Source organism: Bartonella sp. MR100HLJHH, from assembly GCF_042194215.1.
In the GTDB taxonomy this organism is placed as follows: Bacteria; Pseudomonadota; Alphaproteobacteria; order Rhizobiales; family Rhizobiaceae; genus Bartonella; species Bartonella grahamii.
On the sequence record NZ_JBHIMR010000002.1, the window covers coordinates 91,949 to 106,802 of the forward strand.

At 38.1% G+C, this 14,854-nt stretch carries 15 protein-coding genes and 1 pseudogene; 7 read left to right on the forward strand and 9 right to left on the reverse strand.

What is annotated here, in order from left to right:
* Positions 1–65 precede the first annotated feature (65 nt).
* From ACFIJ7_RS01580 to ACFIJ7_RS01595, 4 genes are all read left to right on the forward strand, one after another.
* Positions 66–1,856: an ABC transporter transmembrane domain-containing protein gene (locus tag ACFIJ7_RS01580; protein ID WP_375644448.1), complete on the forward strand. Its 1,791-nt coding sequence runs from the start codon at positions 66–68 to the stop codon at positions 1,854–1,856.
* Between the two features lie 936 nt (positions 1,857–2,792).
* Positions 2,793–2,981 (forward strand): hypothetical protein, encoded by a 189-nt coding sequence (locus ACFIJ7_RS01585; RefSeq protein WP_375644449.1) that lies wholly within the window; start codon positions 2,793–2,795, stop codon positions 2,979–2,981.
* Positions 2,982–3,497, forward strand: a complete 516-nt coding sequence (locus ACFIJ7_RS01590; RefSeq protein ID WP_375635522.1) for a hypothetical protein — start codon at positions 2,982–2,984, stop codon at positions 3,495–3,497.
* Between the two features lie 123 nt (positions 3,498–3,620).
* Positions 3,621–4,022 carry a hypothetical protein gene (locus ACFIJ7_RS01595; RefSeq protein WP_375635523.1) on the forward strand — a complete coding sequence of 134 codons (402 nt, stop codon included), beginning with the start codon at positions 3,621–3,623 and terminating at the stop codon, positions 4,020–4,022.
* 480 nt (positions 4,023–4,502) lie between these two features.
* On the opposite strand, the pseudogene ACFIJ7_RS01600 reads toward ACFIJ7_RS01595, so the two are convergent.
* The 7 genes and pseudogenes from ACFIJ7_RS01600 to ACFIJ7_RS01630 all read right to left on the reverse strand — a co-directional run.
* A pseudogene (locus ACFIJ7_RS01600) lies at positions 4,503–4,779 on the reverse strand (inositol monophosphatase family protein); the annotation flags it as partial.
* A gap of 92 nt (positions 4,780–4,871) precedes the next feature.
* Positions 4,872–5,663 carry an inositol monophosphatase family protein gene (locus ACFIJ7_RS01605; RefSeq protein ID WP_015856959.1) on the reverse strand — a complete coding sequence of 264 codons (792 nt, stop codon included), beginning with the start codon at positions 5,661–5,663 and terminating at the stop codon, positions 4,872–4,874.
* An 11-nt stretch (positions 5,664–5,674) separates the two neighbouring features.
* Positions 5,675–6,250 (reverse strand): elongation factor P, encoded by a 576-nt coding sequence (gene efp, locus ACFIJ7_RS01610; protein WP_273787683.1) that lies wholly within the window; start codon positions 6,248–6,250, stop codon positions 5,675–5,677.
* Positions 6,251–6,736: 486 nt separating this feature from the next.
* Positions 6,737–7,102, reverse strand: a complete 366-nt coding sequence (locus ACFIJ7_RS01615; protein WP_375644450.1) for a helix-turn-helix domain-containing protein — start codon at positions 7,100–7,102, stop codon at positions 6,737–6,739.
* A gap of 603 nt (positions 7,103–7,705) precedes the next feature.
* Positions 7,706–8,749: a tetratricopeptide repeat protein gene (locus tag ACFIJ7_RS01620; protein WP_375635525.1), complete on the reverse strand. Its 1,044-nt coding sequence runs from the start codon at positions 8,747–8,749 to the stop codon at positions 7,706–7,708.
* 342 nt (positions 8,750–9,091) lie between these two features.
* Positions 9,092–9,457, reverse strand: a complete 366-nt coding sequence (locus tag ACFIJ7_RS01625) for a helix-turn-helix domain-containing protein (RefSeq protein WP_273787687.1) — start codon at positions 9,455–9,457, stop codon at positions 9,092–9,094.
* A gap of 367 nt (positions 9,458–9,824) precedes the next feature.
* Positions 9,825–10,190, reverse strand: a complete 366-nt coding sequence (locus ACFIJ7_RS01630; RefSeq protein WP_375644451.1) for a helix-turn-helix domain-containing protein — start codon at positions 10,188–10,190, stop codon at positions 9,825–9,827.
* 495 nt (positions 10,191–10,685) lie between these two features.
* On the opposite strand from ACFIJ7_RS01630, the gene ACFIJ7_RS01635 reads away from it, so the two are divergent.
* On the forward strand, positions 10,686–10,874 hold the full coding sequence (locus ACFIJ7_RS01635; RefSeq protein WP_375619989.1) for an antitoxin: 189 nt from the start codon (positions 10,686–10,688) through the stop codon (positions 10,872–10,874).
* On the forward strand, positions 10,874–11,137 hold the full coding sequence (locus ACFIJ7_RS01640) for a type II toxin-antitoxin system RelE/ParE family toxin (RefSeq protein ID WP_375644452.1): 264 nt from the start codon (positions 10,874–10,876) through the stop codon (positions 11,135–11,137). The genes ACFIJ7_RS01635 and ACFIJ7_RS01640 overlap by 1 nt, the downstream gene beginning before the upstream one ends.
* 305 nt (positions 11,138–11,442) lie before the next feature.
* On the opposite strand, the gene ACFIJ7_RS01645 is transcribed toward ACFIJ7_RS01640, so the two are convergent.
* Together ACFIJ7_RS01645 and ACFIJ7_RS01650 are read right to left on the reverse strand one after the other, a co-directional pair.
* On the reverse strand, positions 11,443–12,198 hold the full coding sequence (locus ACFIJ7_RS01645) for a TIR domain-containing protein (RefSeq protein WP_375644453.1): 756 nt from the start codon (positions 12,196–12,198) through the stop codon (positions 11,443–11,445).
* A 311-nt stretch (positions 12,199–12,509) separates the two neighbouring features.
* Positions 12,510–13,172 (reverse strand): thiamine phosphate synthase, encoded by a 663-nt coding sequence (locus ACFIJ7_RS01650; protein ID WP_375644454.1) that lies wholly within the window; start codon positions 13,170–13,172, stop codon positions 12,510–12,512.
* A 365-nt stretch (positions 13,173–13,537) separates the two neighbouring features.
* On the opposite strand from ACFIJ7_RS01650, the gene ACFIJ7_RS01655 reads away from it, so the two are divergent.
* A complete protein-coding gene (locus ACFIJ7_RS01655) occupies positions 13,538–14,680 on the forward strand; it encodes an OpgC family protein (protein ID WP_375644455.1) in 1,143 nt (380 codons plus the stop codon).
* Positions 14,681–14,854: the final 174 nt, after the last annotated feature.

The window sequence follows — 14,854 nt, forward strand, 5'->3', positions numbered from 1 at the left end:
AAACAAGTGTTCAAGATGCATCATTGTATCAAGTGTTATAAATTCAATATAGTGAGCGAAACCTTATGAATCTCTTCAATCATTCAGAAAAATCTACAAAGTCTTCCCCTAAAAAATCTTCATTCTCTTCGCTTGCAATTTTTTTTCCTTATCTTTTGCGCTATCGTTGGTTGTTTATCTTTGCCTTTCTAGCGTTATCTGTTGCTGCTCTTGTCACATTAGCTTTGCCTGTGGCTATCCGCCAAATGTTTGATCATGGGTTTTCTACTTCAAGCCATGGACATATCAATTTTTACTTCGGAATTTTGTTTATCTTAGCCTTGCTTCTCGCATTTGCTTCTGCTGGCCGTTATTATTGTGTTATCACATTGGGAGAGCGGATTGTTGCCGATTTACGGCGTGATGTGTTTATTCATATTATGAAACTTTCTCCTGCTTTTTTTGATCGGTCGCATTCAGGAGAGATTGTTTCAAGGCTTCTAACAGATACCACACAAATAAAATTAGCTGTGGGTTCTACCGCTTCTACTGCTTTGCGTCAGTTGATTATAGTGATCGGAGCCGTCGTGATGATGGTGATTACCAATGCTAAATTGTCTTTGTTGGTTTTGGTTGCTATTCCTGTTGTGGCCATTCCCTTGGTGGTTTTTGGGCGGAAAGTTCGCTCTCGTACGCGTGCGGCGCAAGATCGTCTGGCAGATGCCAATGCTGTTGCTACAGAACAGGTAAGTGCTATTCGCACTGTGCAAGCTTTTACCGCAGAAAAACTCGTTGCAACACGTTTTTCACAATTGATAGAACGGGCTTTTCAAACAGCACGTGCTTCTGTGATCCTGCGCTCCTTTTTTACGGGTTTTGCAATTTTTTTGGTTTTTAGCAGTGTGGTTGCTGTTTTATGGATTGGGTCGCGCGATGTTTTGAATGGAACGATGACAGGTGGGACATTAGGGCAATTTGTCCTTTATGCGGTTTTTGGAGCTTCTACTTTTGCGCAATTATCGGAACTGGGGGCAGAGTTAATCCAAGCAGCAGGCGCTGCTGAGCGGCTTTCCGAATTGCTACAAGAACAACCTACTATTGTAGCTCCTAAAAATCCTTTATCATTGGAACAACCTGTTCGAGGCGAACTTGTTTTTGATCAGGTTGATTTTATTTATCCTTCTAGACCACAAGAGAAGATTTTACGCTCGCTTTCGTTTTCTGTGAAGGCAGGCGAAACGGTTGCTTTTGTTGGGGCTTCAGGAGCAGGAAAAAGCACCATTTTTTCTTTGATCCTTCGTTTTTATGACCCGATAAGTGGAACAATTCGGTTGGATGGCATGGAAATTAATCGCCTTTCTTTAGAAGATTTACGCAGCGCAATTTCCTATGTTCCACAGGATGTCGCCATTTTTGATGGAACATTGCGTGATAATATTATTTTTGGAACTGAAAATACTCATGAAGAGGAAATCCTTTCTGCCGCTAAGGCGGCTAATGCACTTGAATTTATTCAAGCTTTACCAGATGGCTTGGATACGCAAGTAGGAGAACGTGGTACCATGCTTTCTGGGGGGCAAAAACAACGCATTGGTATTGCACGGGCAATTCTAAGAAATGCACCCCTGTTGCTACTTGATGAAGCAACATCTGCTTTAGATGCAAACAGTGAAAAGTTGGTGCAAGACGCCTTAGAAGGATTGATGCAAAATCGTACAACCTTGGTAATTGCACATCGTTTGGCAACAATTTTAAAAGCTGATCGTATTCTCGTGATGGATAAAGGCGCTCTTGTGGAAGAAGGAACCCATGCAGAACTTGTGGCAAAAAATGGCGTCTATGCTTACCTCGCAAAACTCCAATTTTCACCGGAGTAAGTGATCTTGATACAAGAGCAGTATCTTTAAGGACATAACCAGCACTCCTTTCAGACAGGCTTATCAATTTGAATCTCTCATGGAAAAAGAGGGGCAAGCATTGAGAGGTTTTTCTTTTTAAAGTCTTAACGGGCTGTCCTTTTTTCTGCGTGAGACGGAGCATTTTTATAAAAATACTTCATCTGTGTACAGAATATAAAATGACACCCAGTTAATCTCTATGAACTATTAAGATGTGCAAGGAGTTCTCTTCATAACAGCACTGTTACGTTGATTTATAAGGATAATTCATTGTTTTTTATGAGAGATTATTAATACTATAGGATTTTCTCATGTCAAATTTAGTTATATTAAATCAATCAAAACCATGTCTCTTGTATGTGGCAAGCAGAGAGAGCCCGCGTGAATAAAACACTTTAGAAAGAATAAGTCCTCTTCATGAATCGTCACAAGTTTTAGGGACTGTCACAACGGGGGGCGCTGGCATAAGAGTATGATGGTGCTGGGCTACTTAAAGAAGAACTGATAAATAGGCAGAGAGGCGCTTTTTATCGATGTTATAAAACAGTGCGAACAAAGCACGCAGTTTGTTTTGCTGTTTGGTTGAGTTAAGGTTTTTATTACTTTGAAAATCAATATTTCATGGATCATGCATTTTGAGGGCTTATAAGGCTTTTCTTTAAAGTACATAAATCACTAAAACAGCATTATTAAATACAAATTGTTCTATTTTACCAACAAAAATATCTATATTTTGTGTATTGTTTTTATTAAAATATAATATGTAGTGACTTTCAAATCAGATGTACACACAATGATACAATATCGAGAAAAGAACTGCGTTAAATGTTGGTGAGGTTAGAAGAGAGCAAGAATGGAAGAAGACATAAAATGGGCAATAGCTTTCATAATAGCTATAATTAAGGTCATTTGGAAATGAGGGAAAGAATGTGGGAGCAGAAGATTCGGCGTTATAATTTTCTGCATCATTTGGCAATTTATCAAAACAAGCATTTAACTAAACAACTTGAGCCAAAAGAGCAAGATTGCGTTGGATATCAAGATATTATTGCAGAAGGGGAACAGAGACTTTTGGCAAAAACTCAAAAAGTATCGCAGGAATAGTTGAAACAATGGGATGAGGGAGTAAGGCTATGGGAAAGAGACGTACTGGGGATAAAAAATCCTAGGGAAGATATGAAATTCAGTGGAGATCGGCTTCCATTGGTAAAGGATATTTGTGTTCGAGGTGAGCACAAAGTGCGTTTATTGTACAAGCAAGCACTTGGAAAAAAACTTACTTATGAACATTACAAAAAAATATGTAGTGTCTTGGATAACTCGTATTTTAAGAAATTTTGTGTAAAAGCAGTGCGATTGATGAGAAAGAATGGAATAACTCTGCAAAAGTTTGTAGATCCTCTTACGAACAAAAAACGGAGTCAACCTACGATGTTATTACTTCATTGGTGGTTATATGTTCTTGATGATATGATTACAGCTGAATGTAAACAGCACCAAAAGGAAAACTCTACAGGGGAGTATAAAAAGAAAAAGTTTACAGATACTTTGTGGGACAGCATCTCTATAAGTACAGAACATGAAGAGATAGAGGAAATACTAACGCTTTCGAAATCTTGATCTGGTGAGTGTACTTTATTATTATATTGTAAAAAGAATGTGTTGTTGTTGTTGTGTGATATTTCCAGTGATTATAAGGCGGCAAGAGAAACTTTCATTTACTATAAGAAGCTTATTAAAACAGTGAAAAAGGGCTATGTTGCCTTTGATAATGGTTGCCATTCTGTCACAGTTAGAGATGTAATCAATACTTGTAAAGAGAATGACACAAATAGAGCAAAAAACCTTTCCATTGTTGAAGGGAATCCAACATTTGAAGAAATTTATAAATTAGGCGTTAAAGAGTGGATGAAATCATCAAATGAGAAATGCGATAACCGATTGATCTTTTGGGAGAAGCTTGTTGAGGAAAAAAAGTTAAAAGAAAAATTAAAAATTATCTTCTGTAATGAGAAGGTAAAGGTGCTGGAAGAGGCTATTGAAAAAGATAAAGAGCAGCTTGCAAGTGAAATGCAGAAAGCAATTTTGGAAAACAAAGATTTTCATTATTATAAATGTCGTCGGCATTTGATAAACTATTTGTAAAACGGTTGAATAAAGGGGTAGAGAACAGTCCTATAAATCAGTGGATTTTCGGAAATCTCTGCTATTATGCAGTGGTGGAAAAGACGTGAAAACTCTTGGGCATATGCGGCAGCTTTTATGAGAGAGGAGAGTTTTTTGATCAATGGATAGCGCACTATAAAGAGCATATATTGAGGAGGAAATGGATTGTGTTTTTGTTTTGGGTTCGATAATTGCTTTTTGTAGCTTTTTGTTATGATGTTTTTTTGTTTATTGCCTTTTTTAGCTTTTTTGGAGGGGGATTTGAATAACAGAAACGTTAATAAGGTAAGCTAGAGGATTGCTTTTGTGGGGGGTATAGCGAGTATATTTTTTATTTGTGATGATGTTTTTGTCACTATCTGATCAGTTATTTCCTATCGTTTTATGTAAAGAAAATTTAAAACTCTCTCTCCATGTGGTTTTTTAAGGTTCTAAGGTTTTTGTAAAAAACTGTAAGAGTTAAATACTTTTTTTGAGGGTTTTTTCTAGTTTGATGCGAATGTGTTCATTGCCAGCAATGATATTTTTTTGCGGGATATATTGTTGCCTTCTTTATCGGTGATAAAACCGCCGGTTTTGCGAACCATCAGTATGCCGGTAGTTCTATCAAAAATTTGTAGGTTATCTTCCAAAAAGCCATCGGTTTTTCCTGCGGCGACATAAGCTAAATCAAGAGCAGCAGCGCTAAGACGGCGAAATCCAGCAACTTTCATCATTACTTGCGCAATTCAATAAGAGATAAGGTTGCGTGATGAGAGATATCTCTATGGGGATGTTGCAAAGTTGCACTTTTAGCATTGCCTTTTAAAATGACACTACTTCTGAGGTCTAAATGCCTTTTTTGAGGGTTTTTTCTAGTTTGATGCGAATGTGTTCATTGCCAGCAATGATATTTTTTTTGCGGAATATATCGCTGCCGCCTTCTTTATCGGTGACAAAACCACCGGCTTCGCGAACCATCAATATTCCAGCAGCCATATCCCAAATTTGCAGGTTATCTTCCCAAAAGCCATCGGTTCGGCCAGAAGCAACATAAGCTAAATCAAGAGCAGCAGCGCCAAAACGGCGAAGTCCGGCAACTTCCGCCATCACATTGCGTAATTCAATAAGATAGGTTCCATGATTTGGGCGACCAAAATGCGGCATACCTGTGGCAATGACACAATCTTCTAGTCTGCGTCGAGCAGAAACGCGACAGCGCCGGTCATTGAAAAAAGCACCACAACCGCGTTCTGCGGTAAATAGTTCATCACTTACGGGATTGTAAATGACACCAGCAACGATTTTCCCTTGACTTTCTAAGGCAATGGAAACAGCAAAAAAAGGAATGCCATGAAGAAAATTTGTGGTGCCATCTAGAGGGTCAATAATGAAACGATGTTGGGAATCTTCGCCAATGATTTCTTCAGATTCTTCCATTAGAAAACCAAATTTGGGGCGCGCTTTGCTTAATTCATTGAAAATGATTTTTTCTGCTTTGCGATCTGCTTGGCTGACATAATCTGCTGGTCCTTTCAAAGATACTTGCAAATTTTGCACTTCACCGTAATCACGCACCAACGAGCGTCCTGCTTTCATTGCAGCTTGCACCATGACATTCATGACTGCAGAATGGGCCATTTTTTATTCCTTTATTTATCTTTTTCATTTGCGCGACGCAAATAAATCAACTCATTGGTGTCTACAATAATACGTTCACCAGCATTCATAAAGGGGGGAACAAGAATACGAATCCCGTTTTCAAGAATGGCGGGTTTATAAGAGGAGGTAACCGTTTGTCCTTTGATGGCAGGATCGGCTTCCACAATCGTGACAGCAACTTGATCAGGAAGTGAGATGCCAATAGGCTTTTCTTGATAAAGTTCAACTGTGACAGTCATCCCATCTTGGAGAAACGCAGCACGTTCACCAACAAAATCTTTTTGAAGTTCAAGTTGTTCATAAGATTCTGAATCCATAAAGACCAAAGCATCCCCTTGTTGATAAAGAAATGTGAAATCTTTTTGTTCAAGGCGCACGCGTTCAACCGTTTCAGCAGCACGAAATCGTTCATTAAGTTTTGTACCATCAATTAAATTTTTCATTTCAACTTGGTTAAATGCACCACCTTTTCCTGGTTTTACAGCGTTGCATTTAACAGCAACCCATAAGCTTCCTTGATGTTCGATCACATTACCAGGGCGAATTTCATTGCCATTAATTTTCATCGTTTCTATCCAATTCTATTCTTGCAAAAAGAACTCTTTTGTTGTCGTTATGGCGCTTTTCTTTGCTGCCTTTAACGGTGAGCTCTTTTGTTATTTTCGGGCTCAAATTCCTTTGATTAGCCTTGTGGCTCTCTCATGGTCCTGTGTGCTCCATAGGTTTTCTCATGTTTTTTGCAAAGAGAAAAGCTTAAGTAAAAAAGGACCTTGATGTATTTTTGCTTTTCAGTTCTTTGCAAGACCATAAAAAGCGCTCAGACGCAAGCTTTTTAAAAAATTGCACAAAAATTTTTTAGAATTTTTAGGGGAATTTATCCCGTTGTGTCGTAAAATATCATCATTGATGGCAATGATATAATTGATGGCAATGATATAAGTTCCGTAAAACCATGAGGTGTTTTTAATTGAGAATATGTGATGAATATTTGAATACGGAGTTTATTATAGTGTCTCATGGGATAGAGTGTGGTGTGTGCTATCCGTATGATGTTAGCTTGCATTCTCATCAGAGATCAGCTGTAAAATGGCTTTCTTTTTTACAGTGGTTAGAACTCTAAATCTTTTTAAAAGCAGGTATTCCTCTGTGCTTGATGCGATTTCATCATGGTGGTATGGGGGCTGTTGTTTTGTGACGATATCAGCATAGAAAAAGGAAACCGGAACATTTAGGATATCGGAAATCTCTTTTAAACGCCCTGCACTGACACGATTTAAGCCGTTTTCATATTTCTGGATTTGTTGGAAAGTAACACCTAAATGTTGACCTAAAGTTGTTTGAGACATTTTTAGCATTTTTCGTCTCAAACGAATTTTTTTGCCTACAAAAAGATCAATATGAGGATTTTTAGCTCGCATTTTAAAGCCCCCGCCGGTTGCGAGCGCCCTCGCGTTGGTATTCCGGGAGCTTGAAAATACTGAACTCAAATCAGCCTTTTTGCTTTTAGTGCTTAAAGCACCTGGACATAGCAAAAACTCCCGGAATTCCGGGATACCCACAAAGTGGGGTAAATTCATGTTTGAGTTTTCGGGTTTTCAAGGCCCTATTGGTCGTTGCGTATGCGACCAAAACATCTTTTAATTCATAAAGTAATTTTAGGGAATTTACAATAAAAAATAGTTTTTTTATAAGAGACGGCGTGTTTTTCATCCAAGCAAAAAGAATGAAAAAATAGAGCTTTTGGAATTTGCGTGATAGCCTAGTTCTTTTGCTTATTGGATATTGTTTGCTTAAGCAAATGACATCAGTGCGTTTTCTTTACCAATGGAAATGTCGTTATAAAGATCTTTGGTTTGCATTTCCCTCCGACGGGGTGCAAGCGCCCTCGCGTTGGTATTCCGGGAGTCTAAAAACACTGACCTCAAATCAGCATTTTGCTTTTAGGGCTTATCGCCCCTAGACAGTGCAAAATCTTCCGGAATTTCTATAAATTTTATCTTTTTGAAGCAGAGAGGAGTATTTTAAAAAACAGGAAGGAGCTTTATTGCTTCTTTGTGCGCTTTTTCTAGTTGTGTTTTGTCCATGCCTTGGAGCATCATTTCAAGATCAGGGGCTTGCATTTTTGCTTCCTTTGCGAGCATATACCATGCCGCTGCCATTATTATATCGCCTTTTGTTCCTGTGCCATCTCGATAAAGCCTAGCAAGAGAAATCTGTGCTGGTGCTATCATGTTGATAGCATTTCTTTGAAGTAAATGAAAAGCACGGGGAAAATCTGTTTCTCCTCCACGCCCCTGTATAAGCCATTGTGCTAAATGAAGTTGAGCTTTTAAGTGGTTGTTTTGAGCCGCTACCTCCATGAGTTTGCGGGCATTGCGATCATCCTTGGGTCGTGTTAACGTACCTAAGGCAAGAATTTTTGCAGCAGAAAAAGCAGCTTCAGCATCCCCAAGAGCAGCACCTTTTAAGTACAATTTTAAGGCTTGCTCGATTGCTTCATTTTCACGACTTTGGGAAGAAACACCGGGGAGAGCTTGTTTTTCCTGTGAGGCTTTATAAAGAAGCAGTTGTCCATAATAAAAATAGGCTTCCTTGACGCCTGCATTGACAGCTTTTTGAATGAATTGTTCACCAAGTTCTTGATTTTGTTTTATAAAGTGACCATCAAACAACATAAGTCCATAGCGTAGTTGTGCTTGGGGTTCCCCCTGTTTTGCGGCGCGTTCAAACCATAAAGCAGCACGCGCACCGTCAATAGGGACAGCACATCCCTCCATATAAATTCTGGCAAGAAGAGTTTGTGCAAAAGGATCATTTTTTTCAGCACGTCGGAGTGCTTCACGAAAAGCTTTTAAATAATAACCTTGGATGTAATAGTCATAGGCTTGATCATAGTCTCCTGCTTTTAAGGGCTGAAAAGGTTCTTGAGTGTTTGAAGCTTCTTGAATCGTATTGAAAGAGCCTTCAGAACTTGAGAATTCTTCAGTGTTTCCAGCTGAATTGACAGCAGAACTTGCAAGTCCAATCACGCCTAAGATAAGCAGCTTCACGCTTCTCTTGATCATGGTGTTTTCTCCTCATTACCGATCAGAATTTTCACATTTTTCTTTCATCATTACAAGCCGTATAAGAATCTCATTTCTATATTACTTTTTATTTCTCAGTTTTTCGTCTTAAGTTAGGGTAGGGGTGGGTAAGTTAAAAAAATAGCATAAATGTCGACGAGAGCCAGACTGTTTAAAACAATCCTGTTAAAAATAATAATAATGAAGGGGTGTCGTGTGTAAAAATGCTTATCTTCTATTATATTAAGGGCATCTCCTCCTAAAATGAAAAAATGCTTACAATGGGGGCTGCTTTTTAAAATACGTATGAATGCTTATGAATAGTGCGCTATCCGTGTGATGTTAGCTTGCATTCTCATCAGCGATGAGCTGTAAAAAGGCTTTCTTTTTTACCGTTGTGAGAGTTCTAAATCTTTTGAGCAGCAGGTATTCCTCTGTGCTCGATGCGATTTCATCATGATGATATGGGGGCTGTTGTTTTGTTAAGATATCCGCGTAAAAAAAGGAAAGTGGAACATTCAAAATATCAGAAATTTCCATTAAACGCCCTGCGCTGACACGATTTAAGCCTTTTTCATATTTCTGGATTTGTTGGAAAGTGACGCCTAGATGTTGACCTAATGTTTTTTGAGACATCTTCAACATTTTTCGTCTCAAACGAATTTTTTTGCCAACAAAAAGATCAATATTAAGATTTTGAGATTGCATCTTTCCCCGCCGGTTGCGAGCGCCCTCGCATTAGTATTCCGGGAGTCTAAAACTGAACTCAAATCAGCATCTTGCTTTTAGTGCTAATAAGCACCTGGACATAGCAAAAACTCCCGGAATTCCGGGATACCCACAAAGTGGGGTAAATTCATGTTTGAGTTTTCGGGCTTTCAAGACCCTCTTGGTCGTTGCGTATGCGACCAAAACATCTTTTAATTCATAAAGTAATTTCAGAAAATTTACAATAAAAATTAAAATAGTGTCTCTTACCGTGTCGTTTCTTAAAATGGAGGGGTGGCATGTTTTGCATTCAAGCAATAAAGCGTTCACAAAGGGGACTTTGAATAGCACACACTATCGCGTTATGTTAGCTTGCATTCTCATCAGAGATGAGCTGTAAAAAGGCTTTCTTTTTTACCGTGGTGAGAGTTCTAAATCTTTTGAGCAGCAGATATTCCTCTGTGCTCGATGCGATTTCATCATGATGATATGGGGGCTGTTGTTTTGTTAAGATATCCGCGTAAAAAAAGGAAAGTGGAACATTCAAAATATCAGAAATTTCCATTAAACGCCCTGCGCTGACACGATTTAAGCCTTTTTCATATTTTTGAATTTGTTGGAAAGTGACACCTAAATGTTGACCTAATGTTTTTTGAGACATCTTCAACATTTTTCGTTTTAAGCGAATTTTTTTGCCAACAAAAAGATCAATATGAGGATTTTTACTTTGCATCTTTCCCCGCCGGTTGCGAGCGCCCTCGCATGAGTATTCCGGGAGCTTGAAAGTACTGAAATCTAATCAGCTTTTTTTGCTTTTAGTGCTTAAAGCACCTGGACATAGCAAAAACTCCCGGAATTCCGGGATACCCACAAAGTGGGATAAATTCATGTTTAGATTTTCGGGCTTTCAAGACCCTCTTGGTCGTTGCGTATGCGACCAAAACATCTTTTAATTCATAAAGTAATTTCAGGAAATTTACAATAAAAATAGTTTTTTACTTACAAAATTTGTTTTTTAATGAGAGGCTATTCGCCTCTTAAACCTCTCTGGAACGATTACCAAAATCATGATATCAGATCCGTGTTTTTTGAGAGGGTTAAAAAGCCTTAAGTTTTAAGATCAAAAGAACTTTGGACGCTTAAAAGTTAAACATTTTCAATTCTCTAGTATTGACAACATAGCCAAGAGTAATTATTTTCAATATTCAGGAATAGAAAGGACATACATATGAAGACCACCCTTTCTCCGCTAATTTCAGAGTTCGAAACCGTTGAACAGGAAAGCAGCTACACTGCATGGCTGCGCGATAAGGTAGCGAGAAGTCTTGCAAATCCATATCCTCCTATTCCGCATGATGAGGTTATGGCTGAAATGGAAGTTATAATCAGTCAGCTTGAAGCTGAACAGGAAAAGTGATGCTTCCGATTGTTTGGTTGTCTTCGGCGCGCGACGATTTGCGTCAGATTTTAACGTACATTGCTCGCGAAAATCCATCCGCTGCGCGCCGAATGAAAAGGTTTTTGGAAGCATCCGTACTGCCATTGGCAGAACATCCATATTTATACAGACAGAGCGAGAAGGTATTAGGATTACGAGAAATTGTAGCGCATCCAAATTACCTTATATTGTATCGAGTAGCTGCAAATCAAATCGAAATTGTAGCTGTAGTACATGCCTGACGTGAATTTCCTATTTTTCTTTAATCTAATCAGAGGCTATCTGCCTCTTAAACCTTTCTGGAACAATTACCAAAATTATGACAACAGCCCCGCGTTTATCAAAGAGACTAAAATGATTTCTTCTACGGTAGTGAATTCACACGCAGTCTCTTCATTTAAATTTGCACAATTGCTTGCTGTTTGAGGAAGGGTGGGGGGTGATCGTTTCTTTGAGCCTATAGGATGTGTGTGTCTGTGGAATGTGGTAGGGTGCCTTGTGGTTTTGGGCGTGCGCTTTAAAAAATAAACATAAGCATTATTCAAATTTAATTTAATGCACGAGTAACTTTCTTTTCATCTAATTTCTTTGCATCTAAATTGAAGCCGGCTTCACATAGTCGATGAGAAAGATCTTTAAGTGTTTCTTTTACGTGTTCTTTAAAAGGAAGGTATATAATTCCATTAATATCTGAAGGGAGTTCAAGGTCTTGTTTTTTTAGAATAGCGACATTTTTGCGAGAAAGCGTAGACATTAACATGCCCATTTCGAAAATAACGTTTTGTCGCGCACGGGGTTGTGCTGCTTTTTTGCCGGCAGATTTGGCATAGCCTATATCATCGGGAGTAAGCAGCACAATACCAAATTTTATGAAATCGCTACAGATTCCTTTTTCTAAAGCTTCAATGATGGTTAAGCCATTTCCGCCAGTATTTTGTAAAATGTATGGTTCAAGATTAAAATCATTAAGAATAGATGTAAGTTGCTTTAGGGCAGTACGATCATGACCATGAACGATAAAAATTTTTTTATTTGAAGGATTGGAAGCAGTTTTTGAGGAAGGAATTGTTGATGTTTCTTGTATGTGTTTAACCAAAGCTTTTTCTAGATTTGTCACAGCGGATTCTTTGCCTTGAACGTTGATTGTTCCTGTGCTTTCATACCAATTAATAACGCCTCCTTCGGAGGTTTTGATTTGATATCCTTTAGAAGAATTAAGTGATAGAGACTTAATTTCTATGATTTTATATCCAGCTGTTTTAACTATATCTTTAAGGTCTTCGAAGGTTCCGCTATATTTCACTGTTTATATTCTTTCAATATTGCTGGCTATTAATATAAAATGTTGGTTTATTTTTATAACTATTTGAATTTAAATAGCTTTATGATTTCATATTCTTATACGATGCACAAAAAGAAACGGTCACCTTCCATTCAATTGATTGAAACGTGGGAAAACTTGACTAAATGATGGGAAATTTTACTGCGTGATGAAGCGATCTGATTGAATTGTGAATGAACGAAACGAATTTTTCTCCTATTTATATATGCCGTTATGTGCTCTATATAAGAAGCACGAAAGTTAACGCTTTATTTATAAATTCTCCTCCTATATTACAAGGGGGTGTTTTCACATTTTTCTTGCATTGTTTTAAGCAGTATTAAGGGGTTGTCGTTTCCCAAAATCACTTCTTCTACAGCAATGAATTCACATCCAGTTTTTAAGGCTTCATCAAAGGTTGAAAAATCGCTTCCTGCTTGGATAATGGCGGGGGTTTGCATAATTTCTGCCCACCATGTTGCTAACTGGAGATTGCGGGGGTGCGCATGGGGTTTTTTATCAGCCCCTAATTTGCCAAAAAATAGATAATCAACACCTGTTTCCGCTGCAAGCATAGCACTATGGCGATTGCGTAGATTGCCAAAGCCTATGATTTTTTGTTCCTTTTGCTGATTTTTGAAGCTTTCAAGAGCGTTAAGATCATCTTCTATGTGCAATCCATCAGCCTTTATGCGCCCAGCAATGCGGCTGTCATCAGCGATGAGAAGGGCTGCGTTATGATGTTGAATATCTTCTGCGTAAGTTTGCGCTTGTTGTTGTAAAAAAGAGCTATCATCTTTCAACTTTTCAGAATCATAGAGGATGACGCATGCAAAAGACTTTGTTTGCAAAATTTGCTGCAAAAATGTGTGTGGGGTGTTGCGCCGAACATCGAGTGTTAAAATCAACTGAGGGAAAAGAGGTGGATCAATTGGTTTATTTTTTTGTTCTGTCATGTCAAATCCCTGTTTCTTAGAGAAAAATAATGCTTAAAATTAAAGTTTCATTCTATTATGCTTATTTGCGATGAAAGTGACCACCATTTTCACGTAATTTAAAGGATTTGTGGGTGTGTGGGAGCCTGCTTATGAGAAATGAGAGTGTTTTTAAGCATAATATGTCGCCTTTTTGCTGTGATACATGTATGGATTCTTTTCGTTCTTTTACCTTTAAAAAAATTTTGCCTTTTAAAAAATAAACGCTTAAAATGAAACTTGACTCTTAAAAATTAAAATTTCATCCTGTTTATGCTTGTTGGCAATAAGGGTAACCACCATTTTTATGGGACTTCAAGGGGTTTGTGGCGTGTGGGAGTCCACTGATGAAATACCAAGGTGTTCTTGAGCATAAAACTCAACCTTTTCGCCGTGATACGCGTATTGACGTTTTTCGTTCTTTAGCCTTATTGACGATTTTCATCAACCATATTCCCAGAACGATCTATGAGTCTTTTACCCATAGAAATTTCGGTTTTTCTGATTGTGCAGAAGTGTTTGTTTTGCTTTCAGGGATTGCTCTTGGGTTAAGTTTTCATGGACGGTTACAGCAAAAATCCTTTGCTTTTATCATCCGAAAACTGTGGTACAGAGCTTTGCAGCTCTATGGCGCATATCTTTTTACTACTTTTGTCACGTTAAGTCTTTTTTTTGCTGCCTTTTTATTATGGAAAACAGAAAAACTTTTATCAATGAACAATGTGGGACTCTTTTTTAAAGAGCCTGGTATCGCATTTTTGAGTACCTTAAGCTTTGGGCATCAATTGGGATATAATAATATTCTTCCACTTTATATCGTTTTGATGTTTTTTGCGCCTTTTATCCTTTATTTGAGTTGTAAACAGACAAAGTGGCTGCTTTTGGGCTCGTTTACGCTGTATCTTATCTGCGGATTTTATAAAATTGCTCCTCCTTCTTATCCTTTAGAAGGAAAGTGGTTTTTAAACCCTTTGTCTTGGCAATTCTTATTTGTCATAGGATTGACCAGTACTTTAGCGCTTAAACAAGGAAAAACAATCGCTTTTCAGTCTTTTTGGATTGTTTGTGCGGCAGCTTATCTCTTGTTGGCACTGTTATGGGTTCGCTTAAACTGGTGGGGTATTTTGGGGTGGCTTGGCTGGTCTTCCCCATTGTTGAACTTTAATAAAACCTTTTTAAGCTTGCCACGTTTACTCCATGTTCTTGCATTAGCCTTTTTTATTCTTTCTTTGCCCTGCATCAATAAATGGTTTTATGTCTCTCAGAAACATCCTTTAGCAATCTTAGGAAAACATAGTTTACCGGTCTTTGTAACGGGAACCATTTTTGCGATGTTTGGACAAATTATAAAAACAGTGATGACAGGAACGTTTTTTTCCGATACCCTCTTAATAATAACGGGTATTGCTCTGCAATTTGGAGTCGCCTATTATTGTGAAAGACGGCGATCTTGGCAGTGGTCCTTTTCAAGGAAACTGATCCGTTTATAAGAAAAACGCTCCTGTAGTGTTTGTTGGGTGCGTTAACCTTAGTATAAAAAGCGCGTTGCGCAAAAAAATTAAAAGAGGTAGCAGTTTAAAAAAAAGCGTTCTACACAGCAACAAAAGAAACTTTTTAATACTCTATTCGTTGAGTGGTGTAATTTTGTGCTGATACTTGGAGTA

What these genes read in the sequence shown, in the direction of transcription:
- ACFIJ7_RS01585 (WP_375644449.1), top strand. Translation starts at nt 2,793, where the DNA reads ATGAGGGAAAGAATGTGGGAGCAGAAGATTCGGCGTTATAATTTTCTG.
- ACFIJ7_RS01615 (WP_375644450.1), bottom strand. Translation starts at nt 7,102, where the DNA reads ATGCGAGCTAAAAATCCTCATATTGATCTTTTTGTAGGCAAAAAAATT.
- efp (WP_273787683.1), bottom strand. Translation starts at nt 6,250, where the DNA reads ATGAAAATTAATGGCAATGAAATTCGCCCTGGTAATGTGATCGAACAT.
- ACFIJ7_RS01640 (WP_375644452.1), top strand. Translation starts at nt 10,874, where the DNA reads ATGCTTCCGATTGTTTGGTTGTCTTCGGCGCGCGACGATTTGCGTCAG.
- ACFIJ7_RS01625 (WP_273787687.1), bottom strand. Translation starts at nt 9,457, where the DNA reads ATGCAATCTCAAAATCTTAATATTGATCTTTTTGTTGGCAAAAAAATT.
- ACFIJ7_RS01650 (WP_375644454.1), bottom strand. Translation starts at nt 13,172, where the DNA reads ATGACAGAACAAAAAAATAAACCAATTGATCCACCTCTTTTCCCTCAG.
- ACFIJ7_RS01630 (WP_375644451.1), bottom strand. Translation starts at nt 10,190, where the DNA reads ATGCAAAGTAAAAATCCTCATATTGATCTTTTTGTTGGCAAAAAAATT.
- ACFIJ7_RS01605 (WP_015856959.1), bottom strand. Translation starts at nt 5,663, where the DNA reads ATGGCCCATTCTGCAGTCATGAATGTCATGGTGCAAGCTGCAATGAAA.
- ACFIJ7_RS01635 (WP_375619989.1), top strand. Translation starts at nt 10,686, where the DNA reads ATGAAGACCACCCTTTCTCCGCTAATTTCAGAGTTCGAAACCGTTGAA.
- ACFIJ7_RS01580 (WP_375644448.1), top strand. Translation starts at nt 66, where the DNA reads ATGAATCTCTTCAATCATTCAGAAAAATCTACAAAGTCTTCCCCTAAA.
- ACFIJ7_RS01655 (WP_375644455.1), top strand. Translation starts at nt 13,538, where the DNA reads ATGAAATACCAAGGTGTTCTTGAGCATAAAACTCAACCTTTTCGCCGT.
- ACFIJ7_RS01620 (WP_375635525.1), bottom strand. Translation starts at nt 8,749, where the DNA reads ATGATCAAGAGAAGCGTGAAGCTGCTTATCTTAGGCGTGATTGGACTT.